The 1424-nt window shown below is 35.4% G+C and carries 1 protein-coding gene; it reads left to right on the top strand.

The window, feature by feature from the left end; translation table 11 throughout:
• Window positions 1–228 precede the first annotated feature (228 nt).
• Complete coding sequence (locus AACV33_RS02995; protein ID WP_182700726.1) at window positions 229–786, top strand: hypothetical protein; 558 nt, start codon at window positions 229–231, stop codon at window positions 784–786.
• Window positions 787–1424 lie beyond the last annotated feature (638 nt).

Here is a 1424-nt window from a genome sequence, read left to right as displayed (position 1 = left end):
TGAGCAGGTAACTAATAGCTTATCATTTGATGGTGAGAGTTGGGACTTGTCACGCATGGAAAAACGGTTATAACAAATGCATCAACACGATTTGCTACACTCGGCGTTGTCAGTTTGCCTTTAGTTTCAGTGATTAAGGCAGTAAAATTCAGTTTAGTCTGTATCGTAGCAAACGTGTTATGCAGGCGTTATATGTTCAAAAGTATTTTACTTTAAGGATGTTTAAAAATGTTCAATGAAATAACAGAGAATCACTGTGAATACAGTAAAAAATTAGTGACAACATATGAGGAATCTAAAGAATTAGGCCTAAACCCAGAGTACTTTAAATTTCGACCTCTTAGTCAAAAAGATTTTGTGAATATTTTTTCTGTGATAGACCAACTTCAACCAATACTTAATTATGACCATATATCAGGAGGCTGTTTATATGTACATAATCAATTAAAAAATGAATTGATTAAGCATGGTTACTTATCTGAGCTCATATTCGGTGATGTTCTAATCAATGACCGTGCTTATATAGACTGTAGTATTGATGACTTAAAACAACAGTTAAGATCTGGTATTGAAATTGGTAAGCAAAAAGTACATTGCTGGTTAATGTTGGAAAATTACCAATTTTTTGATGCTACTTTGTATAGAGATTTAACCGATGGTGTTTATGCAGCTGAATTATATGGTTATGGTGCGACTACGCTTGATGGTAACTTATTTAATCACGAACCAATGCTTGCCGGTTATGAGTTTATAAAAAGAACTAATCCTATATCTGAAAACATATAACAAATGCATTAACACGATTTGCTACATTCGGCATTCTAGGTTTCTTTGAGTTTACCATGTTAAGTGGTAAATTTAGGCTCAATCTGCATGGTAGCAAACGTGTTATGCAGGCGTTGTGCGTACTGAGTCCGAAATTTTTTGCACGGTTCATCAATAGGATCGCGGCTTTCATAGTTTTGGCTTAGTAAGCGTTCCTTTCTTCTTTGTTGCCTTTTTGCTTTCGTATCGTCAGGTTCGGCAAATTAACCCTTATTTACCTAATTTTAGGCGTTTCAGAAGCTATTTTACGCTTCAATTGTTCTTTGGTTATGCCTCATTTTAGTTTGCATCAGTGTTTTCCTCGCAGTATTTTCAATCCCAACTGTGGTTAGGATATTTGGTTTATCAGTTCCAAATTAGCTGAAACCAAGTCGTTCAAATGGCGTAAAAAATGTATCTGTTTTCCATTTACTTAATCACGCAATTTAAGAACATTTTGTTCGCTTAATTGCTATCGGTAAATTAGAATCAGGGCTTAGAAAATCTTGGCAGGGCAGTTCTTTACCAAGTTGGCCAAGCCGAAAGTAAGCACGCACAACAATCGCATCAACACGATTTATTACATTCGGCGTTCTGGGTTTGCCTTTAGTTTTGTGATT

Source organism: Aliivibrio sp. SR45-2, assembly GCF_963890165.1.
Classification (GTDB): domain Bacteria; phylum Pseudomonadota; class Gammaproteobacteria; order Enterobacterales; family Vibrionaceae; genus Aliivibrio; species Aliivibrio salmonicida.
Note: the sequence above shows the minus strand (reverse complement) of the source record. Positions and strands in the feature narration are given on the sequence as shown.

Excerpts from the sequence above, each read along its gene's own strand:
- AACV33_RS02995 (WP_182700726.1), top strand. The coding sequence starts at position 229 with ATGTTCAATGAAATAACAGAGAATCACTGTGAATACAGTAAAAAATTA.